Genomic DNA, 26,708 nt, shown 5'->3' with positions numbered 1-26,708 from the left:
CCGTCAAGCGCGGTTCCGGTAAGCGTCCAGGCTCCAAGAGCCGGGGCCGTGGAGGGCCAGAATCAGGAATCCGCCCGCGATGGCGATATTCTTTTGAAACTGGATCATCTGCATCTTTTCTCCGAAATCGGCGTGGAACAGCAGCGCCGATAGCACGCTGAAGCCCGCCAAAACCAGGGCCGCGATACGGGTTTGCCAGCCGACGATGAGGGCGAGGGCGCCGCCCGCCTCGATCAGGATCACCAGCGGCAGAAACATGCCGGGCACCCCGACGGATTCCATGTAGGCTTGGGTGGCGGCGTAGCCGCCGATTTTGCCCAGGCCGGCGGTCAGGAAGATGACCGCCATGAAAATGCGGCCGATAAGATCGGTGGATTTATGGAGGGTTTCGTTCATGACGTGCTCCTTTGAAATTGTGCGGCGAGAGCGGTGATGAGTGCCGCTCCGCCAAGGATACCGAATGCAATGGCAAGATTGTCGAGTCGTTCCGGTGCCGTCAACAGCAACAGGCCCAGTCCAAGCATCATCAGTCCGGAAAAGAGCTTCAGCAGACGACCTTCCCGTTCGGAGAGCTTCCGAGTTCCCATGGTATGAACGAAGACCAGAACGATCAACAGTAGGGGAAGAATATAAATCAGGTTGTAGAAGACGAGCCAGAAAAAATGTTCGACACCGTTTTTCACTTGCAAGGTAAGCAGCCGGGTATAGACCATGGGAAAGCCCGCCGTGCACAGAAGCTCGTAGAAATTGGCGGCGACGGCCAGAATGACAGTGGCCCCTAACATGGCGGGTAGGTTGCCGGCGGAAAGGACTTCTCGGCCTCGGCGAAAGATGTCCGCCTTGCGCGATTCGGGAATGGATAAGGACAGTCCCTGCTGGAAGGCGAAAAAGTCCTTCACGTTGACGCTGCCGATGAAGACCGCTAGTACGCCTGCGGCCGCGGTGACCCAGGGCAACCCACCCATGATTCGGAACAGGGTCAGCCAGGCGGCCATGAAAGCGAAATACATGACTCCCGAGATCAGCACGAAGAGCCCGCCGATCAGGAGCATTCGGCGTCGGTCCCGAAGATGCACCAGCAGGGACAGCAGAAACAAGAGCACGAAGAACGCGCACGGATTGAACGCATCCAGGCCGGCGATTACCAGGGTGAGGACGGGCAGGGAGAGGGTGCCTGCATCCACCTCACCGATCCAAGGTAAATCCAAGCGGTTCTCCGCCTCCGTCGTGGCTGCATCCGGCCGTCCGGCGAGGGTGCGCTGTCGGCATTGGGTAAGCCGCTCGAGGAGCATGGCGCCGGTGGTTTCCGGTCTTCCCCACCCCGCGTGCATTTCTCCGCAGAAGATGAAAGCGGGGACGGACTGGGCCTTTCGGTTCAGGGCGGCGGCCATGGCCATATAACGCCGCATATACTCGGGGTGACCGGTGAGATTCATGTCGTGGAGGATCAGCCAGGAATTTTCCTTGGCCATTTTCACCACGTGAGGGCGTGCTTCCAGGCAGTGGGGGCAGTGGGAGGACCAAAAGAACCACAACTGCACCCGGGGATTGCCGTGGGCATCCGGAACGGTCCAAGGATAGGAGGGCTGGGCGACAGCAGGCGGAATCCAGAAGGAAAGCCAAGTGAGCAAGCCAATGAGCAGGGCGCGGGAGCATGGGTATATCCTGCCTGCTCGAAGTGTTTGCTCGGTCTGTTTATTTAACGCCGAAAGTGGTTCAATCACGATTGTGTGCCGAGGATGTGTGGATGTATGGGTATGGCTAATCGATTTTCCTTGAAGTTCAAAATACCGTCCTGGGTTTGAGCGTGTCTACTCCTGTCGATTCCGACCTGCTTGCCAGCTTGCGGCGCTCTCCGCTGCTGGCCGGATTGGCCACGGAAATCCTCCATCAGCTCGGCAGCCGCGCGCACCGCCGCCTACTGCAAGCCGGTGAAGTGCTGTTTCGCATCGGCGAGCACGGGGAAGAATTTTACCTGATCGTAAATGGGAAAATCCGCCTGCTTGGACCGAGGGAGCAGGGCGAACCGGTGGTCAACGAACTGGGAGCGGGGGATTGGTTCGGCGAGATGGCTTTGCTCACCGGAGAACCCCGTTCGGCCACCGCGGCGGCCGCCACGGAGGTTAATCTCCTAACCATTGCGCGATCCGATTTTTATCGGCTATTGCAGCAAGCCCCCACCGTCGCGCTGGGGATCAGCTATTATCTGAGCCACCGCCTCCGCATGCAGACGCTGTTTCAGCCTCGGCGAGCCCATCCCGGCGTGATTGCGGCGGTGAGCGGACATCCCAACCTCCAAGAGGCGCGGCTGGTCTTGAATCTGGCCGCCGCGCTGGCAAGCGTGGGCGCGATTCGGGTGGCCATCGTCGATGGGGCGGCGCTTCCGACCCTCCCATCTGTCCTACCCGCCGGCGGGTGTGAGGGGATATCGATTCTCGCCGATGATGACTTTGCCGATCTCGATGCGCTTCGAGCCAGCTACTCGCTGGTGATTCTCCGTCTTTCGGCCATCGACCCCCGGGCGGGAGATTGGCTCCGAAAGGCCGAGACGGTTTGGTCGCTGGACAGGGAGGGGGAAAAGTGGCTGGAAAAGATGAAAGCGAAAAAATGCTGGACCGCCATTTCATGCGATCCATCCATGGGGGGCGCCTCTCCGGGGCGAAGGTCGCATCTCGCAGATCGCATGACCGATACCGTGGTTCTGGAATCGGCGCTGCTGGATTCCGTGCCGATTCTCCAACTGGCTCCCCGAAGCCCCGCCGCCCGCACGCTCCGCCGTTTCGCCCGCCAAATCCTGGGGTGCCGGCTGGGTTTGGCCTTGAGCGCGGGCGGGGCCAAGGCCCTGGCCCATCTCGGCGCCTTGCGGTGTTTCGAGCGCGCCGGATTGGAATTCGATCTCATCGCCGGTACCAGCATGGGGGCCATTGTCGGTGGCCTGTATGCCCAGGGTCACGGAAACGACAAGCTCTTGACCGATTTTCGGCACCTGGCGCGGCATTCGCGGCGGCTTTTGCTCGATTACGGCATTCCGGCGACCGCTTTGCTGCGCGGCACGAAAAAGCGGGCGCTGATTCGCCAATATATCGGCGATGCGAATATCGAGCATTTGCCGATTCCGTTTTGGGCGGTGACCGCCGATTTGATGTCCGGGCGGGAGGTGGCGTTCGGAAGCGGGCGCCTCTGGCAGATACTGGATGCCACCAGCGCCGTCCCGGCGGTGTTTCCGCCGGTGAGAGTGGACGATCATTTGCTGGTGGACGGTTGGATCGTCAACCCGCTTCCCACCGATATTCTGCGGCGCGAGGGGGCGGACATCGTCGTGGCGGTGGCTACCTCCGCCAAGGTGGAGGCGATGCCGGATTTTTCACCCGTCGATCGGATGGGAGGATGGGCCGGCCAGTTCGAGCATCTGCGCCGACATTTGACGCCGTCGATCATCCGGATCGTCTTGCGTTCTCTGGATGTGGGGGCGCGCGAACGGACCCTCACCAACTTGGCTCTGGCGGACGCCAGCGTGCAGCCGCCGGTGGGCTCGTTCTCGGCCGCCGATTTCGGGCGGATGGACGAACTGGTGGAGCGGGGGGAGCGGGCCGCCGAGGAAGTCTTGCCGGCGATTCAGCAGATTCTTCGCGAACGTGGACAACCGTGAACGACCGCATGGGGGAGGAAAAAAATTGACGGAAGCGCATTCTAAATGGCCGCGAGCCGGGGACGGTTACGAGCCCTTGGGAACGGCGGAAATTCTGGGGCGAAATGGCGCTACCCTGCGCCTGAAAGTCGGCGCCACCACGGTGGAAATCGCGGCCCTGGCCGAGGATCTGTTTCGGGTGGGGGCATTCCCGCATGGCAAGTCCGTCGAATACGATTCGGAGGCGGTGGCCAAAACGGCGTGGGACCCTATCGAAGTATCCGTGGCCGAACAAGCCGGAAATCTCAGCCTATCGACTTCGAAGGCGACGGCCCGCATCTCCCTGAATCCGCTGCGGATTCGCTTCAGCGATCCGTCAGGACGGGTTTTCGCCGCCGACGACGAGAGGCTGGGGATGGGGTTTGCCGGGCGCGATGAGCCGGCCATCGGCTTATGCGCGCCGGAAGCTGTCGTTCGAGTGTACAAGCGGCGCGGGCGGGGCGAACGCTATTTCGGTTGCGGGGAGCGCACCGGAGGGCTGGAGAAGACCGGCTCGCGCCCGCTTTTCTGGAATATCGACCCGCCGGCCGGACACGCGCCTTCCTTCAATAATCTTTACGTGTCCATTCCCTTTGTGTTCTCCCTCCAAGAGGGGGCGGCCCACGGTCTGCTGTTCGATAATACCCACCGGGCGGTATTCGACTTGGCCAGGACGAATGCCGATCTCTCCTGCTTCGAGGCGACGGGCGGAAACCTGATCTATTACGTCTTTTGCGGCCCCACCCCTCGGGCGGTTCTGGCGCGCTATACCGAGCTCACCGGCCGCATCCCCATGCCGCCCTTGTGGGCGTTGGGCAACCAGCAATCTCGCTGGAGTTACCGCGACGAACCCCATGTACGCCGGGTGGCGCGGGAGTTCCGAGACCGGGATATTCCGTGCGACGTCATTCATCTGGACATCGACTACATGGACGGTTATCGGGTGTTCACCTGGGACCGGGACCGTTTTCCAAATCCCAAGACCCTGATTTCCGAGCTCCGCAAGGACGGTTTTCGAGTGGTCGCCATCGTCGATCCCGGGGTGAAGGTGGACGAGGACTATCCGGTTTATACGGAAGGTCGGGACAAGGATTTCTATTGCCAGACCTTCGAGGGCGAGGAATACCGCAACACGGTCTGGCCGGGTCTGTGCGCGTTTCCCGACTTTACCGGCCGGCGGGTCCGGGAATGGTGGGGCCGGCATCACGCGGCGCTCCTGGATGCGGGCGTTGCCGGCATCTGGTGTGACATGAACGAGCCGGCGTTGGGCATTCCGGAGCGGGCAACCATGCCGCCCGATGTGGTCCATCCCGGCGACGGCAAGCCACGCCTGCACCGTCAGGTCCACAACCTCTACGGCACCCTGATGGCCCGCGCCGCCCACGAGGGAATCCGGCGGCTGCGCCCCCAATCCCGTCCCTTCGTGCTCACCCGCTCGGGATATGCCGGGGTTCAGCGTCACGCTTTATTGTGGACCGGGGACAACTCTTCCTGGTGGGAACATTTGGCCATGGCCCTACCGCAGCTGCAAAACCTCGGTCTTTCCGGGGCGGCCTGGGCGGGAGTGGATATCGGCGGTTTCTACGACGACTGCAACGGCGAGCTACTGGCGCGTTTCACCGAATTCGGCGTGTTTCAGCCCTTTTGCCGCAATCATTCCGCCAAGGGAACGATTCCCCAGGAACCTTGGGCATTCGGGGAACCCTGCCAGTCGGTTTGCCGCAAGATGATCCAGCTCCGAATGCGGTTGATCCCCTATCTTTATACCCTTTTTGAGGAATGTCACCGGACCGGCGCCCCGATCCTGCGCCCCTTGCTCTTCGAATATCCGGACGACCCGACGAGCGATGCCATGGACGACCAATTCCTCCTCGGCAGCGCCTTGCTCGTCGCCCCCGTCACCCGCCCCGGGGTGGAATACCGCTACGTCTATCTGCCTGCGGGCACCTGGTTTCACTACTGGACCGGCGAACGCTTCGACGGTCCGGCCCATATACTCGCCCATGCCCCCCTGGGGCAGCCGGCGCTTTATGTCAAGGCCAACACACCGCTGCCCCTGGGGCCGTCGATGAGCCATACCGGTGAGCGGCCCATCGATCCGCTCACTTTGCTGATCTATCCGGCGGAAGGACGAGGCGAGTTCGCTCTTTATGAGGATGCGGGGGACGGTTTCGGTTACCGGAAGGGAGCGTATGCCCGTCGCTCGATCTCCTGCGAGACCGGCGACGGGGTAACCATTCGCCTGGGAGCGCGCGAAGGGACTTTCGTGCCCGAAAGACGTGAGATTCGCTTGGAACTGCCGGGAATGCCAAGCATCGGCGGTGTCAAAATAAACGGCGAGACGTTCGACCGCTACCGAAGTGATGGCGATCGACTCGTTCTCCGGTTATCCGAACAAGCAGGTGCCGCCACCGTCGAAGTGTGCTTCGGATCTGCTGGATGAGGAGCGCGGCATGGTTCGAATCGTTCGGCACGGTCCAGAGTTCGTGTCCCGAGTCTTACGATAATCCTTCTTGCTGTCGATCTGCCCCGTTTATCAATTCGCGCATGTGCTGAGTCAGGGCATCGACGATCCTTTCCGCGGCGTTATCCCCGCGGCCTTGTTGGGCGAGTCGGCGTGGATCGAGTACTTCGCCGAAGTGTATCGTCAGGGGGTGCAGGCGCGGGAGGTTTCGATCCGGCGGCCACGCTTCGTGGCTGCCGCGAATAGAGGCGACCATCACCGGGACGGGATAGCGTTCCAGCAGCATACCGATGCCCGGGCGGAACGGCTGCAGCTGACCACTCGGCGAGCGCTGGCCTTCGGGAAACAAGATCAGGCCGCGGTCGCGCGCGAGTACGGCGGCGGCGAGCGCCAGGCTGGCGCGTACGCCCTGTTTCGGATCGATGGGAATGATTTGCGCGACACGACTGCCGAAACGGGTCAAAGGATTGGTAAACGCCACCCCTGTCCAGCCGCCCCAATACAAAGCGTGTAAACGGGACCACGGCAATGCCGCCGCCACGGCGAAAGGATCCAGATAGCTGGCGTGGTTGCAGATCAGCACCAGCGGTCCTGATTCGGGCAGTCGTTGTCGATCGAACACCTGCAGCCGGAAGAGACCGTGCATGAGCCATCGGATGAGTGCATGCAAACCGATGGCCAGAGGGCGCAAGAGAAGGCCGCGTGGACGGAGCCAGCGACGGTGTGCCGCGTCGAGGGCTCGTTCAGGGGCTGCGAGCGGGTCGACCAACTGCTCGCGCCGGCCGGCGGCGTTCAACACTTCCCGCAGGAGATCGCGTACCGTCTCGATGCGGCCGATGGCTTCGTCATCCAGTTCGATCCCGGTGCGTTGGCCGATTTCCATGGTCAAGTTGAGCCATTCCAGCGAATCCACCCCCAACTCCAGCTGCAGGCGGGTATCGGGGGTGAGCCCCTGTTTGGGATAGCGTTCCGCCAACCATTGCCAGGTAGCGCGCGCAGCGGGCAGTTCGAGCAGATTGCGATCCTCGGCGGCCATTTCCTCGAGGGCGAGGGGGGCGGTTTCTGGCGGTTCGACGCCCGCCGCGCGCGCCTCTTGGAAGCGCTGCACGAGTTCGTCCCGCTTGATCTTTCCGAGTCGGGTGCGAGGCAGCGGTTTCCGCGTCAGCACGATATCGACGAGTCGCTGATAGGAGGGCCGTTTGGCGGCGATTTCGCCGATCGCCTCCCGAACTCGATGCTCCGGTTCGTCGGCGTTCGCCTTGGCGGGTAGCACGAGCGCCGCCAAACGGCCCTCGTGCTGGAGGATACCGATCTCCTCGACGGCTGGATGGGCCGCGTAGCGGGCTTCCAGATCGTCGGGCTGAATGTTCTCGCCCCCTTCGGTGACGATCAGCGTCGACAGTCGGCCGGTGATGTGCAGATAGCCGTCCTCGTCCAGCCAGCCCAGATCGCCGGTGCGAAACCAGCCGTCGGGGCTGAACGCTTCGCGGGTTTCCTCCGGCCGATTGCGATAGCCCGTGAATACATTCGGTCCGCGGACCTGGATTTCGCCTTCGTTGCCGGTGATCGCCTTGGCCGCGGCGGCCTTCCGATCGATGCGCAGCTCTATTCCCGGCACGGGTTGGCCGACGGCGCCGGGCCGAGTCCGGTTCGGCGGGGCGATGGTGAGTATTGGCGCGGTCTCGGTCAAACCGTAGCCGACCGCCACCTGCCATCCCAGGGATTCCAGGTTCCAGGCCAAATCCGGGTCGAGCGCGGCGCCGCCGGAAGCCAATACTCGCAGTTGGGTTCCCATTTGGCGGTGAAGGGGATACAGCAATTTTTTTCCGAGCCGCAGGCCGAAGTTTCGCCGAATGGTTCGGCTGAGCCGCAACAGTCCCTGAAAAGTCGCGCTGGCGATCCGGCCGGTGCCCGCGGCGCGGGCGGCGATGCCTTCGAACATGGCGGCATAGAGCCGCGGTACGCCGATGACGACGGTGACTTCGCCCTCGCGTATCGCGCGGACCAGCTGGGGACCGGTCAGCGCATAAGGCAGAATCAGGGTCAGGTTCAGCGAAATAGGCGTCAGCAAACCCACCACAAAGGGGTAGACATGATGCAGGGGCAGGGGCAGCAACACGCGGTCGTTCGCCAGCGCTATTCCGGCTTGGGCCAAAACGTCCAATTGGAATTCCAGATTGCGATGGCTGAGCGGCACCCCTTTGGGGAGACCGGTGGTGCCTGAGGTATAGAACAGCGCCGCCGGGTCGTCGGCGTGGTTTTCGGGCAGAGCGACTGCACCGCCGGCGAGCGCGCGCCAACTATTTCGATCCTCTGCGCCGGCATCCAGCAATACGATCCGGGCCTCCGGCGCGGCCGCGCCCACGCGTTCCCGATGCTCGGCGGTCGTGAATACCCAGCGCGCGCCGCTGTCCTTCAGCAGGTACCTCAGCGTATCGTCGGCGAGTTGGGTGTCCAGAGGCGTGACCACGCCGCCGGCGCGCAAGACGGCGAATGCGGCGACGATCCACTCCGGGCGGGTGGTGCCGAGCAACGCCACGGCTTCGCCCGGTTCGATACGTTCACGCAATCCGCGGGCGAGTGCCTGTATTTGCTCACCAACACGGCGATACGACCATTTTTCCGTCTCTGCCGCGGTGAATACCTGAACCAGCGCTTGATCGCCTCGCCTCTCAAGCGTATCGATCAGTGTATCGAACTTGGCGCGTGTCATATCCGACGGCTCCCCACATCACACCTTGGACGATCGGCGGGGGTGAAGGGAAAGAAAAAACTGTCCGGCGGTTGTCGCTTTTCCATTGATCGCCATATTAGCGACTATACCGCAAGGGACAATGAAATTTCGCAATTCAATCCAATCGATGCTTTCCGGTGGCATGGGTTTCCCACAGCAAACCGCTCCACTTCAGGGGTTGCACGAGTATGAGGGGGAGCACTGAAAAAGACAGACTCAACAACCATCCCTCCCTGCCCGGGGCATGCACCGACAGGATCTTGGCGAGGACGGGAACATAGGTGGCGGCGAGCAGTAGACCGATTCCGACCGCGATGGAAACCCACACAAAGCGGTTGCAAGTCACTTCGTTGAGAAAGGTGGGGGAGTCGGGACTGCGCATATTGAAGATATGCCATAACCGAGCGAAGCCGAAACAGAGAAAGCCGATGGTGACCGCCTGGCCTGCTTCGTAATGCAACATTTCAAGGGCGACGGCGAAGGCGCCCAGCACCGCAACCGCGATGAATGCCCCATAGCCGATAATGGCGACCCAATGACGGCGCAGCAATATGGGTTCGCCGGGGTCGCGCGGCGGTTTTCGCATGACGTCGATTTCGCCGGGACTCAGGCCTAGGGCGAGGGCCGGCAGAACGTCGCAGACGAAATTGATGTAGAGAATCTGCAGCGGCAGCATGGGAAGCGGCGCGGCGGCAAGCCCCGCGGCGGAGATGGCCATCACTTCTCCAAGGTTGCCCGACAGTAAATAGACGATGAAGCGGCGAATGTTCTGGAAAATGGTGCGACCGTGCTCGATGGCCGCGACGATGGTGGCGAAGGCGTCGTCTTTCAGCACCATGTCGGCGGCTTCGCGTGCCACTTCGGTGCCGCGCTTGCCCATGGCGATGCCGATATCCGCTTTCTTGAGTCCGGGAGCGTCGTTGACCCCGTCGCCGGTCATGGCCACCACCCAGCCGGTGTCCTGATAAAGACGGATGAGATCCAGTTTTTGCTCCGGACTGATGCGGGCGAATACCGAGCGTTTCAGGAGGGCATCGCGTTCGTCATCCACGAGCGAATCCAGGTTCTTGAGCTGAGCGGCTTCCACGGGCGCGTTTTTATCGCCGGCCAAACCGATTTCCGTGGCGATGGCGCGGGCGGTGGCGGCATGGTCCCCCGTGCCCATCACGACGCGGACACCCGCGGCCTGGCATTGGGAGATGGTGCTTTGGATTCCGGCGCGAGGCGGGTCGTAGAGACCGGCCAAGCCCAGTAGAGTGAGATCTTGGTAAGGCTCCGTCTGTTCGTCATCGACCGATTTTTGCGCCAGGGTTAAGATGCGCAGTCCTTCCGAAGCCAGCGTGTCACTGCGTTCATGCCAGCGCTCGCGGGCGCTGTCGTCGAGTTCCATTTCTCCCTCCGGCGTCAGTACCCGGGAACAGAGATCGATGACCGCCTCCGGCGCGCCTTTCACGGCCACTCGGTAGCCGCCGTCTTGGTGATGAAAGGTCGCCATCATCTTGATATCGGGATCGAAGCTTACCTCGCGCGCTTCGGGGGACTTCTCGAGCAGGTCTTCCCGGGTAATGTTTGCCTTGGCCGCCGCTTCCAGCAGGGCGACTTCGGTGGGGTCGCCCACCGGGGGATCTTCTTCCACGCTGGCGTTGTTGCACAAAGCCCCGATTTCCAATGCCGCTTGCAGTTCGGGCGTATGGGCGGGAGTAAGCCGCTTGCCGTCGAGGACGAATCCGGTGCCGTGGTTGTCCTCGACAGTCAACGTTCCGCGTGCCAATGCGAGATGGGCGACGGTCATATGGTTTTCGGTCAGGGTGCCGGTCTTGTCGGTAAAAATGAGATTCGCCGCGCCCAGGGTCTCCACGGCGGAGAGCCGCTTTACCACGGCATTGCGCCGCGCCATCCGTCGCATTCCCTGAGCCAAAGCCAGGGTGGCTACCACTGGCAGTCCTTCGGGCACGGCGGCGATGGCCAGGGCGAGGGCCGTTTCCAACATAACCAGCGGATTTTTATGCGCGATAAAACCGACGCCCATCACCGCCATCGCGATGACCAGGGTCAGCCAGATGAGTCCCCGACCCAGCGTATCCAGCCGCTTTTCCAGCGGGGTGACCGCCTGCTCGGCTTCCTCCACCAAGCGGGAGATATGCCCCAATTCCGTTTCCATGCCCGTGGCCACCGCCACGCCGCTCCCGGAACCCTGGGTTACGGCGGTGCCTTTGTAGGCCATATTGTTTCTTTCGCCCAGAGGAATCTCTCGTTCAGGCAGTGGGTCCATCTGCTTGTCGGTGGCGACGGATTCGCCGGTCAAGGCGGCTTCGTCGCATTGCAGCTCATTGGCCTCGAGTAGGCGCAGATCGGCGGCGACCATGTCTCCCGCTTCCAACAGCACGATATCGCCGGGTACCAGGGCGTCGGCCTCGATTTCCTGGATTCTCCCGCCGCGCCGTACCCGGGCCGTCATTTTGCCCATGCGCTGCAGGGCTTCCATGGCCCGGGTGGCTCGGAGCTCCATGCCGAATCCGATCAGCGTGTTGATGAGCACCGTCACCCCGATGGCTACCGCCTCGACGTTGTGACCGAAAACAGCCGCTGCGGCCGAAGCGCTTAAAAGCAACAGGACGACGATGCTCTTGAGCTGGTCGATAAGAATGCGCCAGGTCGGACGCACGGCGGTCTTGCGAAGACGGTTTGGACCGTAATGGCGGCGTCGACGGCGAGTTTCGGCAGGGGACAGCCCGGAATCTGCAGAGGTTTTCTGCTGTTCAAGGACTTCCTCGACTGACTGTTGATAGGGTTCAGTCATGTATCTGCGATAGCCTCGCGGTGATTTCGATTCACGCTATTCTGGTTTGCTGGAAGGAAGGCTATATTGACGCCGGTTTGTTTGAATGTCCACTCGGTTCCCATTGTTGACAATACCAGCGGTAACTCGATATTTTTCATGACTCACAAAAAACCCGCTATGAAAAAGCGGGTTGTATGTCTCTATTAAAGAGATCTGCGCCCTGATTTTATGGCATGTATAAATTGCTAGAATCTACGCGTATATTTAGACAAACGAAGTTTTAACCTCCCATTCGTTTGCGAAGTTCATCAATTTTCTTATGATGTTGTTCCCGAAAAGCGTCGCGCTCTTCCCTGGTTTTCATGCCGTCCAACTTTAACAAGTATTCGCAGCGCTCCTGCTCAGTCATAAATTGAGCGCCATAAATATGGGAATAGACGGGGATATAATCTTCGTCTTTCTTTTCCCCTTTAGTCAGTTCTTCAACCGGTTGAGAAAACACCTCCTCTTGCTGCATTGCTTCGGTTTTCATCTCCTGGGCGACTAGCGTGGAAGGTGAAACCAATACGAGAAAGACTGCTGTCAGAAAACTATATAATGTAGCTTTTAGCATAACGTCTCTCCTGTGTGGATGTATTTTTAGAATGACATCGTTACCCGCTGAATGCAAGATGATTTTTTTATTGCAAGATTTTTCTTATGAAGTGAATATTTAAAATTGAAAAATATCAATTTATTTCTTCCATATTTTTGAATTAAGTTGCTTGAAATTGATAAATAACAAAGCGTTTTATTGAGGGTTGAAGGAGGTTTTTCAGACCCAATTTTTTGTTTTTTGCAAAGAGTATTGATGTTTTTCATATCTTCGCCGCTTGGGACAGGCGGGCGGGTTTTTGCTTTGGTTTCGATTTACTATGTCCTGCCAGTGATTTATTGAGTCTCTTCTTTGGAGATTTGGTCGAGATCTCGGCCTGTTTTGACCGAAGCGGGCTCGGTGCTTGTAGGACGCCGCCTCGCATCGGCGTGTTCATCGTTCATCTTGATAATAAGCCAACGGGGTTTCTTTCCACCTTCGAGAAGCTTCAGCGCGTATCCGCCCTGAAGCTTCTCGCCTTCCAGCCAGACCTCGATCAGCCCGTTGTCTAAGGCTTTTTCCATGCTCTGATCGTGTGGGTCCCGGTTGGCTTTCAGGTTGCGATAGCTTCCGGTATTCCAGACCAGCACCGTGCCTGCGCCGTACTCGCCATCGGGAATAACCCCTTCGAAATCGATGTATTCCAGCGGATGATCTTCGGTTTGGATGGCGAGACGCTTTTCCCGAGGATCGGTGGAAAGACCCTTGGGGATCGCCCAAGAAACCAGGAGGCCGCCGAATTCTAAGCGGAAATCGTAGTGTAAACTGGAAGCGTCGTGCTTCTGGATGACGAAGCGGCGTTTCCCCTCCTGCGGTTGAATCATGCGTCCCGCCGGTTCCTTGGTTTTGCGGAAATCGCGCTTGCTTCGATACGTTTGGAGCTTGTCTTTCATGGCAGCGGTTGGGTGGAAGGTATGCCTGAAGGAGCGATCGCCTGAAAAAATTTAAAACCTGTTGGAAAAGGAGATCATTGATATTTTTCAATTCTTAGGTAAAGTACGAACAATGCAAGGGATCGAGGAAGCTGACGCATGGTTGGTAGCAGATGCCGTAAGCTGTGCCCGGTTGGTCTCTGAGACACGGCTTTCCCGGCTTCTCCTCACCTGAATGCGACGCGATGAGAAAAGAGGGATAGACCAGTGACGACATGCGCGCCACAACCCATCATCACGCCGAAAGGCAATGACCCCGTCGCCCACCAATCGGTCGGCTCTCCCGGTTTTAAAGGCCGAGAACGACCCTTAGCAGAGAGTCAAAAATAAGCCCATGGCTCAAAAGGAAAGAAAGCGTCGTTCGCTTGCTTCTGAATCTTCCCCATATGATGACGTCGACAAGAGGGATCTGGCGATGCTGCTGATGGATAAGTTGCTCGACTGTCAACCGGCGCCGGTAGTGGTCTTCGATCGGGAGGGGCACATTGTCCGGTTCAACAAGGCTTGTGAATCGGCAACGGGTTACGATTTTGGCGAGATGCGGGGTAGCCGAGTTTGGCTCGAGCTGATCCCACTCGAGGAACGGGAAGAGGTAACGGCGGTATTCGATGCCTTGCTAGCGGGAAAAGCGCCGCTCCGGCATGAAAATCATTGGCTTCACAAGGACGGCTCGAAGCGTCTGTTTAGCTGGAACAATACGGTGCTCAAGGATGCCTCGGGCGAGGTGAAATATATCATCGGCAGCGGCGTCGACATCACGGAACAGCGGAAAGCCGAACTGGATGCCCGCCGCCATCTGGAAGAGGCCTCGAGATTGCAGCGCCTGCAAACGGTCAGCGAACTGGCCAACCTATTCGCCCATGAAATCAATCAACCCTTGGGCACCATTGCCATGTTCGCCGAGGCTAGCCGTAAACTGCTCGACCATCGAGATTTAGATAAAGACAGGTTGGATGAAAATCTGCGCCAGATTGCCCAGCAAACCATGCGCGCGGGTGAGATCATCCGTCGCATGCGCAGGTTCGTGAACGGCAAAAAGATCGAAGCGGCGCCGTTGGCATTGAATCCGTTGCTGGAAAGCACTTGTTCCTTGATCAGACCGAAAGCGATGAGCTTGGGCATCCGTTTGAGCTTGGACCTTGACGATGAATTGCCAGAGGTCCTGGGGGTGGATATCTATCTCGAGCAGATCGCGCTCAATTTGCTGCGCAACGCCATCGAAGCCATCTATGAGGCGGGCATGGAGAACGGTCGTATCCGCATCCAAACGCGGCGCTGTGGGAATATGGCCCGGATCACGTTTTATGACAGTGGCCCGGGTGTCGGCACCGAGGTCGCCGAGCATTTATTCGAGCCCTTCTACAGCACCAAAAGTGAGGGCTTGGGCGTGGGCTTGAGCATTAGCCGCAGTTTGATCGAAGCCTCCGGCGGCAGCTTGTGGGCGGAATTCGGCTCTGACAAGGGGATTTTCCATTTAGAGGTACCGTTCGCGTCATGAGACCCATCGTATACATTGTCGACGACGATGCCGACTTGCGCAGCGCCCTCCGTCAATTGCTGGAATCGGTCGGCTTTCAGGTGAAAACCTATCCGGACGGTTCTTCCTTCCTAAAGGCATGCGGAGAAGGCTGTGCCGGATGCGTGGTGCTGGATATGGCCATGCCCGATATGAATGGCTACGAAGTGCAAGCGGCGCTCCAGAAACACGGCATGCGACTGCCGATTATCTTTCTGACCGGTTTCGGCGATATTCCCATGGCGGTCAAGTCCATCCAGGCCGGGGCGGTGGATTTCCTCGAGAAACCGGTGGATACCGCCGAGTTGCTTGAGCGGGTGCGGCAGGCCTTGGCGATCGACGAGGAGCGTCGCCAGACCGAAGCCCGCGCTTGCGATATCCGTCAGCGTTATGCCCGATTAAGCCCCAGAGAATGCGAAGTCATGGATCTGGTGCTCTCCGGCTTGTCGAACAAGGAAATCGCCCGTAAACTGGATCTCAGTCCCCGCACCGTGGAGGTCCACCGCACCCACGTGATGCATAAAATGGGCGCCGCCAATCTGGCCGAATTGGTGAGCATGGCCGCCCACTGCACCTCCTAATGCGCATGGTCTCGTGTAGGTGTATTCCTACGTGATTATGCTTAGTGTCCGCCCTAATTTTCTTTTTGATTCAAAATATTAGACTTGGTCTTCAGGATAGGTCGAATCCCGATCAATAACCCAAAGGAGGCCAAGATGCAACACCGCTGCTTTACTCGACTCAAGAACGCCTTGCCGGTGGAACTTTATCACGGCGATACGCATCTTGGGCGTTTCGCTACCCGCGATATTAGCCTCGATGGCATGTTTGTAGAAACGGGCGATCTGGATTTCTTCAAGAACGATGTCATCCAGGTAGACCTGATGTTATTTGGCGAGCGTTACCTCATGCGAGGCTTGGTGGTTCGCCGAGAGACCCACGGCATCGGCCTCGTATTGATAGACGTGAATCCCCGATACTATAAGGCGGTCACCCATATTCTCTCCGAAGATGGTCCGGGCGGAAGGGTTGAAGCCGGGCCCCCCGCCTGCGATCAAAAGTATGCTATGGGAAGAGCGGGGTGAATCTGCTCAACGGCTAATAAGGCCATCTATATAACCAACAGCGCAAGAGGAGGGGGGATGCCGAAACCACTGACTGAGAATCACCGCGACCTTGGGCATCCGGCTTATGGGCTTCCGGAAAGAGAGAAGAGCGACGACTTACGGTCGGCTTTTAGGTCTCCCATGGCGCCGAATGAAGGCAAGCGGAAAAGCTTTTCGGCCAAGGATGTCATTTATCACGAAAGCGAGCAGATAGATAGGGTTTACCTGATTCGTAGCGGCCTGGTCAAGCAGCTCAATTATCTTCCCAACGGCCGTGCTCGGATCGTGCGATTGCATCCCTCGGGGCACTGGCTGGGACTGGAGGGGTTGCTGGGGCAATCCTATCGGCATACCACCATTGCCGTCGACAAGGTGGAAGCCGAGTATTTTTCGATCCTTAGCCTGCGCCGACTTTTCCGTGACGATCCCGATACATTCAGTCAGCTGCTTTGCCAATGGCACCAGGATTTGGCTCAAGCCGATCGTTGGATCGCGGGGTTTTCCACCGGTGGCATCAAGGCCCGGCTAGCGCGCCTACTGGAATATCTCGCCGAGCTTGAATACGGTCAAAGCGCAGATAAGGTCTCACTGCTTTCGGTGCACGATATGGCCGAAATACTCGGAGTGACGTCGGAAAGCGTCAGCCGGATACTGGCGGGATTCAAGCGTTGCGACTTGCTGCAAAAGCAAGTCAGTCCCATTTATCAGCTTGATATCCAAATGCTGCATCAAGAGGCGCGAAAATAGCGTCCCCTTGTGCCGCGTCTCGATCCGGGATCGTGAAAAGGAGCGCTATGGTGTCCCTAATCGCGATCCGGATCAATGCTTGGGCCACAGGTCCCGAACTTCTGCGGGCAGCGCATGGCGCACGTCCGCTATTTCACCTTCACTGATGCGGTGATCGAGCATCATAAAGACGCTTCGTACGGCTTCCTCGGCGCTCAACTCGCCTTTCAGTCTGGGCATGGGTTGCAAGCCTTCGAGAAAAGCATCGAGGGACCGCTGTTTTTTGGGCGTTGCGCTCGGTTTCCACCCTTCGTAATAAAAACCGCGGATAAGCATGGGCAATTCGGCACCGAGTTGGACCGCTTCATCGGCGGGCAAGCGATCGCGCAATGCGTGGAGCACAACGCGTAGCACGGCATAAGCTTGGGATTCATTTTCCAGGGAGGCGACAAGCTTCAGCTCCTGGAGCCAACGGTGGGTGGTCTGGAGGGTTGAATCAAATGTCCGGATATGGGTGTCTGGCGTCGTCATGGGAATTATCCTCGTCGCTGTTTAGAGGGACTTAAATATGCGTTATCTGCTTTGATTCTCAACCTAAAAGGCGGAGAGGGTGTCAGGAGGTATTTTCAGAAAAACTGTTTACAAACCAATCGCGGGCGAGTCTCGCCACTTCCTCCAGTTTGCCCGGTTCCTCGAAAAGATGGGTCGCTCCGGGGACAATATCCAACTCGTGGGGGGCGATGAGACGGTTGGCGGCTTGTTTATTCATTTCAATGACCGCCGGGTCATTGCCTCCGACGATCAGCAAGGTCGGGCATCGGACCAAGGGAAGGGCCTCGGGGGCCAGATCGGGACGTCCCCCCCTCGATACCACGGCTTTTACTTTTTCCGGCCGGGCGGCCGCCGTATTCAGCGCCGCCGCCGCGCCGGTACTGGCACCGAACAGTCCCACCGGGAGATCCCCTAGGACCGGCTGTTTCAATAACCAATCGACGGCGTCGACCATTCGTTGACTCAGCAAGCCGATATCGAAGCGAAGCGCCCGGGTGCGTTGATCGATGACCTCTTCAGCGTCGGTCAAAAGGTCAAATAAGAGGGTTGCCAATCCCGCTTCGTTGAGTACACTGGCAACATAACGGTTACGCGCGCTGAAACGGCTGCTGCCACTGCCGTGGGCGAAAGCCACCACGCCCTTCGCGTGTTCGGGAACGGCCAGATTCCCTGCCAATTCGGTCTCGCCGGCCTGAACATATAATTCATGGGATTCGATAGTATTGGGGTGGGTCATGGTGCCCTCCTATTCCGAAGCTTTCGGGGTTCGGCTCTCCACACGGGAGAATGTCAACGGCATTTCAAAGCTGAAATTCACGCACATCGCCCGGGTTGAGCCGATGAATTTTGGTCCGGATGCCGATCTTGATCGGATGCTCGGAAGAGGGTTCGGTACTGATCCGAATACAGACCGGTGTCACGTATAACTTCAATACGTGCTGCCGATAGCGGATATTCAGGGTGAGGCTTTGCAGTCCCTCCGGCAGGCAGGGGTTCAACCACAACCTATCGCCGCGGGTTTCGATGCCGGTGAAGCAGCGCTGAATCAGATCCACCGTGCCCGCCATGGCCCCGGTATGAATGCCTTCGGCGGTGGTGCCGCCCTGGATGTCCGAGACATCGCTTTTTAGCGCCTCCAAAAACAGCGGCCAGCCGCCCGGGCGGTTGGAACGGGCCAGCACCCAGGAATGGACCACTCGGCTCAGGGTGGAACCGTGGGAAGTGCGTTGGATGTAATAGTCGATGTTGCGAGGAATGATCTCGGGTTCGAACGGATAGTCGAGATGGGCGAACAATTCGCCGAGTTCCTCGGAAGAAAACAAATAGAACAACATCAATACATCGGCCTGTTTGGAGACCTTGTACCGGTTGGGCGAGTCGCCCTCCGCCTCGAGAATCCGGTCCAGACGCTGGATATCGTCGTATTTCTCACGATAACCTTCCCAATCGAATTCCTCCAGTTTCTCGTAGCCTTCGAATTGGCTGATGATGTCATCGTCGTGGAAGGGGATATGCATCCTGCGGCTGACCTCCTCCCAATGGGAAAACTCTTCCGGGGACAATTCCAGCTGCCGGCACAGTTCAATGAAGCGCTGGCTCGGCAGCACATCGCGCAGTTCGAGGGCGCGCAATATCACCCAGACCGCCATGAGATTGGTATAGGCGTTGTTATTCAGACCCGGTTGTTCGGCATCCGGGTAGGCGTCGTGGTATTCGTCCGGCCCCATCACCCGAAGAATCTCATAGCGTTCTAGCGCATTGTTATAGGTCGCGATGCTGGCCCAAAAACGGGCGATCTCCAGGATCATTTCTGCGCCGTAAAAGGAGAGAAATTCCAGATCGCGAGTGACCTGATAATACTGCCAGACGTTGTAGGCGACGGCGGCGTTGATATGGCGTTGCAGGTGGGAATTGTCCGGTATCCAGTTGCCCGATTGCGGGTTCAAGTGCAGGCGTTGGCTTTCCTCGCGTCCGTTGCTGCCGCTTTGCCAGGGATACATGGCGCCGCGATGACCGGCGTCGCGCGCCGCCCGGCGGGCTTCGTTCAGACGGCGATAGCGGTAGCGCAGAAGGGCGCGGGTAATCTCCGGCATGCGCAGATTGAAGAGGGGAAAGACGAACAGTTCGTCCCAAAAAATGTGGCCTCGGTAGGCTTCGCCGTGGAGGCCTCGTGCCGGCACCCCCACGTCGAGGTCCATGATATGGGGAGAGGTGGTCTGAATGAGATGCAGGATATGTAGCCGGAGGATGCGTTCGGTGTGTTTTTCCTCCGCCGGGTCGTCGTGCTCGATATCCAGATCGAAGCGTCGCCACAATTGTTTCCAGAGCAGAATATGGCGGGCGGCCAGCGCGGCAAAGCGCGGCGCCTCGGCGACGGCTTTGCGTGCCTCGAGCCCCGCTTCGCTGATGGCGCGATCGCGGGAGGTGTAAAGGGAGACGGTTTTTTCGATTTGCAGAGTCTGTTGGGAATCGACTTCGACGGCATAGCGATGGGCGATGTAACATTCCGCCTGTTCCGTCTTGAGGGCGGGCTCGATGGGGTTGTCGCCCAGCCAAAAACGGGTGGTGGCCGCCTGGGCGATGCGGATATGGGACTGGTGGGTCTCCATTTCCAACGCCATGGTTGTGTCGGAAAGAGTTTCCGCGGCGAGGAAGGAGAGGTGGTGATTGTTGAGATCCTGGTAGCGCGCCACGCCGCCGTTCTCGACGCAGCCGTCCAGTGCGCTGCACACCTCGATCGTCCCACTCCAATCCTCGGCGTGGATCGTCGTTTCCAACGCGGCCAGGTGGCGATATTCAATGGAAATCAAGCGCCTCTGCTCAATGCGTGTATGCCGTCCTTCGGGGTCGCGGAAACGAATCGTCCGCTTCAAAATCGCTTGTTTCAGATCCAACTCCTGATAATAGGAGAGGATATCGACCGAATCGATATCGAACCAGTCGCCGTCTTCGATCCGGAAGGTGAGGGGTAGCCAATTGGGGGCATTGACCAGGCTTTCGTTTTCCACCGTTTCGCCTGCGATTTCGGTGCGCAGCCGATTGTAACAGCCCGCGATATAGGTGCCCGGGTAATGGAAATTGCTTGCCGCCGACTCCGGTGCCGCGCCGCGGGTGGCGAAGTAGCCGTTGCCGACCGTGCACAGCGCCTCGCGGATGCCCTCTTGGGCGGGCTCGAAGGATTCGTAGACGAGTTTCCAGCCGCTCATTATTTTCGCCTTTCGAGTTTGTCGCTCATTCGATTGAGAAATCGTTCCACCGCTTCGGGATTGTCGAGGCGATAGGCCGCTCGGGTGGACTGGTCTCGTTCCGCCACCAGAATTCCGACGCCTTCCGCTTCGATTTCGCGGAAGGCGTCCTCGTCGGTGACGTCGTCGCCGATATAGACGGGCATGAATTTTTTCGAATCCAAGTTCAGGGTTTGCATCAACCAGCGCAGCGCTTTTCCCTTGTTCCAATCGATATCCGGTTGCAGTTCCCGGATTTTCTTTCCCGTCGACAGGCGTAAATCGGGATGTTCGGCGTGGATTTGCTCGACCAGGCGCATGACGCTGGGGACGTCGTCCTTCCCTACCTGGCGATAATGGATGGCGATGGAGAATCGCTTGCGCTCCACGAGACAACCGGGAACGGACGCCAACGCCTTCTTAAGGGATTTCTCCGCCGCATCGAGGGAAGGCAGAAATTCGCCGCCCTGCTGATGGGAAGTGCGCCGGCCTCCAGGACCGGCAATGTCGAAGCCGTGGCTGCCCGCATACCAGAGGGATTCAATGCCGACCCGTTCCCTGACATCGCTGAGATCCCGCCCGCTGATGACGGCGACTTGGCATCGTTCGGCGAGTCGCTTGAGGGTGGCTCGCATGGAATCGTTGAGGACGGCGTCATCGGGGTGGGGGACGATCGGGGTCAACGTGCCGTCGTAATCGAGAAAAAACATCGGCGCCCGATCGTCACGGAGGATCTCCTCCATGCAATCGAACGCCGATGGCAGGCTGCTAACAGCGATCTTTTCCTCGGAAGCTTTTGGCGCATTGGATGCGACCTGCAGTTCGGCCAGATCATCGACCATCACATCCGCGCCGTGGTCGTACAAAGCCTTGCTCCGATCGCCCCGGTTCACGCCGACGACGCATCCGAAACCGGCGGCGTATCCCGCTTGCACGCCCGCTTCGGCGTCTTCTATTGCGACCGTGCGTTGGGGATCGGTGCCTAGCCTGCGGCAGGCTTCCCGGAACATATCCGGCGCGGGTTTGCCCGAAAGGCCCATCCGCTCAAGATCGGTGCCGTCGACCCGGGCGTCGAAGAGATCGGCGATCCCGGCGGCTTCCAGCACCGCCCGGCAGTTTCGGCTCGAAGACACCACCGCCGTTTTCATTCCGGCGCGGCGCACGGCGCGGATGAACGCAAGGCTCGATTCGTAGACTTCGACGCCGTCGGTGCGAAGCATTTCCCGAAACAGCCGATTCTTGCGGTTGCCCAGTCCGCAGATGGTTTCCTGGTCGGAGCTATCCTCGGGGTCTCCGTAAGGTATGTCGATACCGCGAGATTCGAGGAAGCTGCGAACCCCCTCGTAACGGGGCTTGCCGTCCACGTAGGGGCGGTAGTCGGTTTCGATATCGAAGGGTTTGAACGATGGAGTTCGGCTTGCCAGATAGTCATCGAACATAGTCTTCCACGCCTTGGCGTGAACCTTGGCGGTCCGGGTGACGACGCCGTCGAGATCGAATACGACGGCGTCGAAGCAGTCCGGTGAAAACGACTTGTCGATGAATTCGCGCATGCCGGAAAGTTTTGGACGTATTTATCCCTTGACCACATGCTCGAACATACTCGTCAAACGAGCCGATGACATTGAGAAAAATCAAACAATAAGACGAGAACGATCACCCGCTATATTTTATTTTTACTTGAAGTGCGCAACATACATGGCCGCTGAAAAGTTTTCCTGACTCTGGAGTCATGTCGGTGCGTTTGACAAATTTTAATTTCCAACGGCCGACCTTATGGTAATTGTGTTCAATGGATTTAGGGGCGGTTTCCGGTCCGAAGCGCATTGACGCTTATTTTTCTATCGTCGAAGAGGTGCGATTATGAATATTAGTATCAACTTAACTCACGTGGAACCCATTCTGGCTTTGGTCGCAGGGATTTTGATTTTGGTTATGCCGCGTGCGCTCAATTTTATCGTGGCTATTTATCTGATTCTTATCGGAATATTGGGATTGGTTTCTTAAATTGAAGGCTGTCGGTGTAATAGGGAGAGAAACATGAAAAATCTACTTTTAATGATGTTGGCCTGTATCGGGATGATAATGGGTTGTGCAAGTGCTGCGAAAGAAAAAGAAATATATTCCGATACCTGGATAAAATCCAAGATTGTGACTTCTTATGCCTTGAACGAGCATTTGAATCCATTTCCGATACAGGTGGAGGTAAACGATCGGACCGTTACTTTAACCGGTACGGTGGAGAACGATGTCGAGCGGGAGCTGGCGGAATTGATCGCCGAGGGGGTTGAAGGGGTCAAAGAAGTGAATAATCAATTGAAAATCGATCGAGAATTCCAACCCGCGGAGGAAGAGGGATCATTCAAACGCTATGTGGAGGACGCGACCATTACCGCCAAGGTAAAATCCAGGCTGCTCATGAATAAGCACACCCAGGGTCTGGCCATCAATGTGACCACTAAAAATGGCGTCGTCATCCTTGAAGGACAAGTGGGTGCTGAAATAGAAGCCGAAATGGCCCGTCAAATCGCCCTGAATACCAAGGGTGTGGTGGAGGTGGAAAACCATCTCAAGGTCGTCGAAGAAACGATGTCCTATTAGCGATTGCGTTCAGCGGCAGGAAGCATCAGGACGATTCCTCCTGATGCTTGCCGGCAAACTGACGACGCTTTTCGGCCCATTCGATCAATCGGTGCGTAATTTTTTGATTGAGCGAATTTTCGGGGAAGTTTCCCGCCTCGTCGCGTATGCCCGCTTCGAGTCCGGTGAGTATTTCCATACAGTCGTCGATATGGTTCACGGAATAAATTTGGAACTGGCCGTCGGCGACGGCGTCGATGACCGGTTGGCGCAGCATGAGATGTTTGACGTTGGCGGAAGGAATGATTACCCCCTCGCCGCCGGTCAATCCGCGTGCCCGGCAGAGTTCGAAAAAGCCCTCGATTTTCTGATTGACGCCGCCGATGGCCTGAATGCGTCCATGTTGGTTCACCGAACCGGTAATCGCCATCGACTGCTTGATCGGTAGCCGGGCGAGGCCCGAGAGAAGCACGCAGAGTTCGGCGGCCGATGCGCTGTCCCCTTCGATGGGACCGTAGGATTGCTCGAACACCAGACTGGCCGACAGCGACAGTGGGCGATCCGTGACGTAATGGGAGGCCAGAAAATTCGACAGAATGAGCACGCCCTTGGAGTGGATGGGCCCGCCCAATTCTACTTCACGTTCGATATCGATGACTTTGCCCGATCCGATGGACAGGCGAGCGGTAATGCGGGTGGGGCGGCCGAAGAGATGGTCGCCCAATTGAATCGCCGCCAGACCGTTGATTTGACCGATCACCCCGCTTTCGGTGTCGATCAAGAGGGTGCCCCTCAGGGTTTCCCGCAGAATTTGATCGTTAATCCGATTCATCCGGCGTTGTTGGCCCTCGATGGCGCTATGCACCGCTTCGGCGTCGATGATCTCATGCCCGTTGCGGCCCGCCCAATAGTGGGCTTCGCGGACGATGTCGGCCATCCGTCGCACTTGGGCGGAGAGTCTTTCGGCATCGCCTGCGTGACGCGAACTTTCCTCGATGATACGGGCCACGGCATCCCTATCCAAGGGCTTGAGTTTTTCCCGGCGCGCGATGGTGGCGATTAGCCGGGCAAGATCCTGAACATTGTCCTCGCTGCGTTCCATATCGTCCTCGAAATCCGCCGCCACCTTGAAAAGCTCCGGAAATTCGGGGTCGAGTTGCTGCAACAGGTAATAGAGCAGACGGTCTCCGATAATGACGACTTTGACGTTCAAGGGAATCGGCTCGGGCTCGAGGGACACCGTGCTTACCAGGCTGTATTCCTGGGCCAGGGATTTGACATCGATTTCTCGTGACTTGAGAGCCCGTTTCAGGGCGTCCCAGGCGAACGGCTGGAGCAGGATTTTGCGCGCATCGATGACCAGATAACCGCCGTTGGCGCGATGCAGGGCGCCGGCGCGGATCAGGGTGAAATCCGTGGTCAAGGTTCCCATCTGGGCGATGTGCTCGATTTGTCCGATCAGATAAGGGTAGGTGGGATGGTCTTCGAAGATGACCGGTGCGCCTTCGGCGTTATCGCGGTCGACCAGAAGATTGACCGCATAGCGTTGAGTGATGGCGGATTCCCGATCTCCCCTCTGTCCCATGGCGGACAACGCCGCCAGAGATTTTTTCTTTTCGGAAGCAGCGGGGGTGAATAGTTCCACATGCTCGGCGATATCGTGCTGGAGTGCTTTGAGAAATTCGACCACCTTGAGAAATTCGGCATATTTCTCCAGCAGCTCCTCAATCAATCCGCCCACGGCGAACCGCGCCACTTCGCGATCGAGCCTGCGAATCTTTTCCCGGACCTTGCGTACCCGGCGGGGGATGGACTGGAGCATCTTGCGCAGCTCTTGGCTGAGCTTGTCGGTGTCCTGCTGCAGCTTCGCCTGTTCTTCTTCGGAAAGCTTTCTATATTCTTCCGGGGTGATGGGTTTGCCTTCTCGTTTGGGGACGAATTGAAAGCCGGTGGCGGTTTGTATGATTTCGAGGCCGACTTCATGCGCGTGTTTCTGGACTTCCTGGAACGCGTTTTCTTGTTCCTTGGTCGCTTGATGTTCTATCGCCTGCCGTCGGTTTTGGTAGTCCTCCCTTTCGAAGGCAGTGGGGATCGTTGACCGGGCTTCCTCGATGAGTTGCCGCATGTCTTCCTGAAGCTGGCGTCCCATGCCCGCTGGCAATTCGATCGCCTTGGGTTTGCGGGGTTCGTCGAAGTTGTTGACATAGCACCAATCCGAGGGTATCGGTCGTCTGCCGGCTTTTTCCTGGAGGCATTGGCGGATGAAACTGTGGCGGCCGGTGCCCGGCGGGCCGAGAACGAACAAGTTGAATCCTTGCAGCTCCAAGTCGGTGCCGAGCTCGATGGCTTCGACCGCGCGGGCCTGTCCGAGCATACGGTTCAGATCTTCCAGTTCGGCGGTCGTTTCAAAGGCGAATGCTTTGATAACGCAGCGCCGGTACAGTTTGTCCGCAGACAGGGGCGGGTTGGATTGCGTCATGATCTCCCTCTCAGAAGCTTGGTCGACGGGCATAGTTCGATACTGTAGTGGTGCGTCGAGGGCAGAGCATTGAGATATTTCAATAACACCCTCGGATCAGCGGTTTTGACAACGGGGACAAAACCAAGCGGTCCGTCCCGCGGCCTTCATTTTGCGGACAAGGGTATTGCCTTAGTACAGGACAAAATCTGTAACCTACTGATAGTATGGGGATCATTTGATGATTTTCACCCTATCCTTGATATGAATGATTCCGTTTCTGCGCTTCGGGCCGTATTGGCTGAGCATCTCCCCTGGCATGGTGCCCGCTTGAACTTTCTGGCTCAGTTTCTGTTGGCCTTGTTCCAGGTACGCAGCGTCAATCTGGCCGAATTGGCCACGGCTTTCCGTGGCAAGGCGCAAGTGGCTTCGCACTATAAGCGTTTGCAGCGGTTCTTTCGGGGCTTTACGATCAACTATGACGTGCTGGCGCGGCTGCTGGTGCATTTGTTTGCGGTGGGTGAAGGGCCGTGGTATCTGACCTTGGATCGTACCAATTGGAAATTGGGTAAGATCGAAATCAATTTTCTGGTGTTGGGCATTGCCCAGAAGGGGATGGCCTTGCCGGTGCTGTGGACGGTGTTGGGCAAAGCGGGCAATTCTCATACCGACCAGCGCATCGAATTGATGCAACGCTTTCTGGCGAACTTTGGTAAAACCCGCATCCGGGCGCTGTTGGCCGATCGAGAGTTTGTCGGTCAAAAATGGTTTACCTGGCTTCAGACCCAGGGCATTCCCTTTCATATTCGGATCAAGGAAAACACCCGAATTCCCAACACCTGGAATCGCGCCACCCCAGCCTGGCTGTTCTTTAGATCGCTTAGGCCCGGACAGATGCGTCACTTGGAAGGGCGTCGACCGGTCTGGGACTGCTTTATTCATATATCGGCTTTGCGGCTGGCCGATAACGAACTTTTGATCGTGGCAACTCACGGTGCGCCCCAGAGCGAGGCGTTCACCGCCTATGGGCAGCGTTGGGAAATCGAAACCCTGTTCGGCGCCTTGAAGTCCCGCGGCTTCAATTTGGAGGACACCCATCTGACTCATCCCGACCGCCTCAGCAAACTGCTGGCGCTTTTGGCGCTCGCCTTTGCTTGGAGTTGGCGTACCGGTGAGGTACTGACTGAACAAAAGCCCATTGAGGTAAAAAAACGCTCCAGCGACCGGTCAAGTCCGTCTTCCGACATGGCCTCGATTTCATCCGCAATCTCCTCTTCAACCTCTTCGATCGATGGACGGATTTTCTATGGCTATTGAAGTTTTTTGTCCCGTA

The 26,708-nt window shown here is 58.1% G+C and carries 20 protein-coding genes and 1 pseudogene; 9 read left to right on the top strand and 12 right to left on the bottom strand.

Features of this window, described 5'->3' with window-relative positions:
- Positions 1–3: 3 nt before the first annotated feature.
- Together H035_RS0109415 and H035_RS19035 are read right to left on the bottom strand one after the other, a co-directional pair.
- Positions 4–396, bottom strand: a complete 393-nt coding sequence (locus H035_RS0109415) for a DoxX family protein (protein WP_022948730.1) — start codon at positions 394–396, stop codon at positions 4–6.
- Positions 393–1,631 (bottom strand): TlpA family protein disulfide reductase, encoded by a 1,239-nt coding sequence (locus tag H035_RS19035; RefSeq protein ID WP_022948729.1) that lies wholly within the window; start codon positions 1,629–1,631, stop codon positions 393–395. The genes H035_RS0109415 and H035_RS19035 overlap by 4 nt, the downstream gene beginning before the upstream one ends.
- A 176-nt stretch (positions 1,632–1,807) precedes the next feature.
- Between H035_RS19035 and H035_RS0109405 the strand changes: the two genes are divergently transcribed.
- Together H035_RS0109405 and H035_RS0109400 are read left to right on the top strand one after the other, a co-directional pair.
- Complete coding sequence (locus tag H035_RS0109405) at positions 1,808–3,649, top strand: patatin-like phospholipase family protein (RefSeq protein WP_152486007.1); 1,842 nt, start codon at positions 1,808–1,810, stop codon at positions 3,647–3,649.
- A gap of 25 nt (positions 3,650–3,674) precedes the next feature.
- A complete protein-coding gene (locus H035_RS0109400; protein WP_026596460.1) occupies positions 3,675–6,110 on the top strand; it encodes a glycoside hydrolase family 31 protein in 2,436 nt (811 codons plus the stop codon).
- 55 nt (positions 6,111–6,165) lie between these two features.
- On the opposite strand, the gene H035_RS19030 is transcribed toward H035_RS0109400, so the two are convergent.
- From H035_RS19030 to H035_RS0109380, 4 genes are all read right to left on the bottom strand, one after another.
- Positions 6,166–8,844, bottom strand: coding sequence for an AMP-binding protein (locus H035_RS19030; RefSeq protein ID WP_022948726.1), 2,679 nt, complete (start codon positions 8,842–8,844; stop codon positions 6,166–6,168).
- Between the two features lie 136 nt (positions 8,845–8,980).
- Positions 8,981–11,665 (bottom strand): cation-translocating P-type ATPase, encoded by a 2,685-nt coding sequence (locus tag H035_RS19025; RefSeq protein WP_022948725.1) that lies wholly within the window; start codon positions 11,663–11,665, stop codon positions 8,981–8,983.
- Between the two features lie 262 nt (positions 11,666–11,927).
- A complete protein-coding gene (locus tag H035_RS0109385) occupies positions 11,928–12,260 on the bottom strand; it encodes a hypothetical protein (RefSeq protein WP_022948724.1) in 333 nt (110 codons plus the stop codon).
- Positions 12,261–12,577: 317 nt separating this feature from the next.
- On the bottom strand, positions 12,578–13,174 hold the full coding sequence (locus H035_RS0109380; protein WP_022948723.1) for a DNA polymerase ligase N-terminal domain-containing protein: 597 nt from the start codon (positions 13,172–13,174) through the stop codon (positions 12,578–12,580).
- Between the two features lie 454 nt (positions 13,175–13,628).
- Here H035_RS0109380 and H035_RS0109375 point away from each other — a divergent pair, with 454 nt between their 5' ends.
- From H035_RS0109375 to H035_RS19020, 4 genes are all read left to right on the top strand, one after another.
- Entirely contained in the window at positions 13,629–14,711 is a 1,083-nt protein-coding gene (locus H035_RS0109375) for a two-component system sensor histidine kinase NtrB (RefSeq protein ID WP_022948722.1), read from the top strand.
- Positions 14,708–15,310 (top strand): response regulator transcription factor, encoded by a 603-nt coding sequence (locus H035_RS0109370; RefSeq protein WP_022948721.1) that lies wholly within the window; start codon positions 14,708–14,710, stop codon positions 15,308–15,310. The genes H035_RS0109375 and H035_RS0109370 overlap by 4 nt, the downstream gene beginning before the upstream one ends.
- A 135-nt stretch (positions 15,311–15,445) precedes the next feature.
- Complete coding sequence (locus H035_RS0109365; RefSeq protein WP_022948720.1) at positions 15,446–15,814, top strand: PilZ domain-containing protein; 369 nt, start codon at positions 15,446–15,448, stop codon at positions 15,812–15,814.
- A gap of 162 nt (positions 15,815–15,976) precedes the next feature.
- Entirely contained in the window at positions 15,977–16,582 is a 606-nt protein-coding gene (locus tag H035_RS19020) for a Crp/Fnr family transcriptional regulator (RefSeq protein ID WP_022948719.1), read from the top strand.
- A gap of 72 nt (positions 16,583–16,654) precedes the next feature.
- Here the strand turns inward: H035_RS19020 and H035_RS0109355 are convergent, their stop codons facing one another.
- The 4 genes from H035_RS0109355 to otsB form a co-directional block, all read right to left on the bottom strand.
- Positions 16,655–17,092, bottom strand: coding sequence for a DUF2267 domain-containing protein (locus H035_RS0109355; protein WP_022948718.1), 438 nt, complete (start codon positions 17,090–17,092; stop codon positions 16,655–16,657).
- Between the two features lie 82 nt (positions 17,093–17,174).
- Positions 17,175–17,849 carry a dienelactone hydrolase family protein gene (locus H035_RS0109350; protein ID WP_022948717.1) on the bottom strand — a complete coding sequence of 225 codons (675 nt, stop codon included), beginning with the start codon at positions 17,847–17,849 and terminating at the stop codon, positions 17,175–17,177.
- Positions 17,850–17,913: 64 nt separating this feature from the next.
- A complete protein-coding gene (locus tag H035_RS0109345) occupies positions 17,914–20,319 on the bottom strand; it encodes a glycoside hydrolase family 65 protein (RefSeq protein WP_026596459.1) in 2,406 nt (801 codons plus the stop codon).
- Positions 20,319–21,890: a trehalose-phosphatase gene (gene otsB, locus H035_RS0109340; RefSeq protein ID WP_051149767.1), complete on the bottom strand. Its 1,572-nt coding sequence runs from the start codon at positions 21,888–21,890 to the stop codon at positions 20,319–20,321. Before otsB ends, H035_RS0109345 begins: the two co-directional genes overlap by 1 nt.
- A gap of 310 nt (positions 21,891–22,200) precedes the next feature.
- Between otsB and H035_RS21330 the strand changes: the two genes are divergently transcribed.
- Both H035_RS21330 and H035_RS19015 read left to right on the top strand, forming a co-directional pair.
- The gene (locus H035_RS21330; RefSeq protein WP_022948716.1) at positions 22,201–22,344 is read left to right on the top strand and encodes a DUF3096 domain-containing protein; all 144 of its coding nucleotides are present in this window, start codon (positions 22,201–22,203) and stop codon (positions 22,342–22,344) included.
- A gap of 33 nt (positions 22,345–22,377) precedes the next feature.
- On the top strand, positions 22,378–22,938 hold the full coding sequence (locus H035_RS19015; RefSeq protein ID WP_051149766.1) for a BON domain-containing protein: 561 nt from the start codon (positions 22,378–22,380) through the stop codon (positions 22,936–22,938).
- 25 nt (positions 22,939–22,963) lie between these two features.
- On the opposite strand, the gene H035_RS0109325 is transcribed toward H035_RS19015, so the two are convergent.
- Both H035_RS0109325 and H035_RS22750 read right to left on the bottom strand, forming a co-directional pair.
- Entirely contained in the window at positions 22,964–25,396 is a 2,433-nt protein-coding gene (locus tag H035_RS0109325) for a Lon protease family protein (RefSeq protein WP_022948715.1), read from the bottom strand.
- 96 nt (positions 25,397–25,492) lie between these two features.
- Positions 25,493–25,555, bottom strand: a pseudogene (locus tag H035_RS22750) (zinc finger domain-containing protein); the annotation flags it as partial.
- Between the two features lie 84 nt (positions 25,556–25,639).
- On the opposite strand from H035_RS22750, the gene H035_RS22460 reads away from it, so the two are divergent.
- The gene (locus H035_RS22460) at positions 25,640–26,692 is read left to right on the top strand and encodes an IS4 family transposase (RefSeq protein WP_084684842.1); all 1,053 of its coding nucleotides are present in this window, start codon (positions 25,640–25,642) and stop codon (positions 26,690–26,692) included.
- Positions 26,693–26,708: the final 16 nt, after the last annotated feature.

The organism is Methylohalobius crimeensis 10Ki (assembly GCF_000421465.1).
Lineage (GTDB): Bacteria > Pseudomonadota > Gammaproteobacteria > Methylococcales > Methylothermaceae > Methylohalobius > Methylohalobius crimeensis.
The sequence above is the reverse complement of the archived record's forward strand: the minus strand, read 5'-3'. Positions and strand labels throughout refer to the sequence as shown.

What these genes read in the sequence shown, in the direction of transcription:
- H035_RS0109415 (WP_022948730.1), bottom strand. Translation starts at nt 396, where the DNA reads ATGAACGAAACCCTCCATAAATCCACCGATCTTATCGGCCGCATTTTC.
- H035_RS19030 (WP_022948726.1), bottom strand. Translation starts at nt 8,844, where the DNA reads ATGACACGCGCCAAGTTCGATACACTGATCGATACGCTTGAGAGGCGA.
- H035_RS19025 (WP_022948725.1), bottom strand. Translation starts at nt 11,665, where the DNA reads ATGACTGAACCCTATCAACAGTCAGTCGAGGAAGTCCTTGAACAGCAG.
- H035_RS0109385 (WP_022948724.1), bottom strand. Translation starts at nt 12,260, where the DNA reads ATGCTAAAAGCTACATTATATAGTTTTCTGACAGCAGTCTTTCTCGTA.
- H035_RS0109380 (WP_022948723.1), bottom strand. Translation starts at nt 13,174, where the DNA reads ATGAAAGACAAGCTCCAAACGTATCGAAGCAAGCGCGATTTCCGCAAA.
- H035_RS0109375 (WP_022948722.1), top strand. Translation starts at nt 13,629, where the DNA reads ATGCTGCTGATGGATAAGTTGCTCGACTGTCAACCGGCGCCGGTAGTG.
- H035_RS0109370 (WP_022948721.1), top strand. Translation starts at nt 14,708, where the DNA reads ATGAGACCCATCGTATACATTGTCGACGACGATGCCGACTTGCGCAGC.
- H035_RS0109365 (WP_022948720.1), top strand. Translation starts at nt 15,446, where the DNA reads ATGCAACACCGCTGCTTTACTCGACTCAAGAACGCCTTGCCGGTGGAA.
- H035_RS19020 (WP_022948719.1), top strand. Translation starts at nt 15,977, where the DNA reads ATGGCGCCGAATGAAGGCAAGCGGAAAAGCTTTTCGGCCAAGGATGTC.
- H035_RS0109355 (WP_022948718.1), bottom strand. Translation starts at nt 17,092, where the DNA reads ATGACGACGCCAGACACCCATATCCGGACATTTGATTCAACCCTCCAG.
- H035_RS0109350 (WP_022948717.1), bottom strand. Translation starts at nt 17,849, where the DNA reads ATGACCCACCCCAATACTATCGAATCCCATGAATTATATGTTCAGGCC.
- H035_RS0109345 (WP_026596459.1), bottom strand. Translation starts at nt 20,319, where the DNA reads ATGAGCGGCTGGAAACTCGTCTACGAATCCTTCGAGCCCGCCCAAGAG.
- otsB (WP_051149767.1), bottom strand. Translation starts at nt 21,890, where the DNA reads ATGCGCGAATTCATCGACAAGTCGTTTTCACCGGACTGCTTCGACGCC.
- H035_RS21330 (WP_022948716.1), top strand. Translation starts at nt 22,201, where the DNA reads ATGAATATTAGTATCAACTTAACTCACGTGGAACCCATTCTGGCTTTG.
- H035_RS19015 (WP_051149766.1), top strand. Translation starts at nt 22,378, where the DNA reads ATGAAAAATCTACTTTTAATGATGTTGGCCTGTATCGGGATGATAATG.
- H035_RS0109325 (WP_022948715.1), bottom strand. Translation starts at nt 25,396, where the DNA reads ATGACGCAATCCAACCCGCCCCTGTCTGCGGACAAACTGTACCGGCGC.
- H035_RS22460 (WP_084684842.1), top strand. Translation starts at nt 25,640, where the DNA reads ATGAATGATTCCGTTTCTGCGCTTCGGGCCGTATTGGCTGAGCATCTC.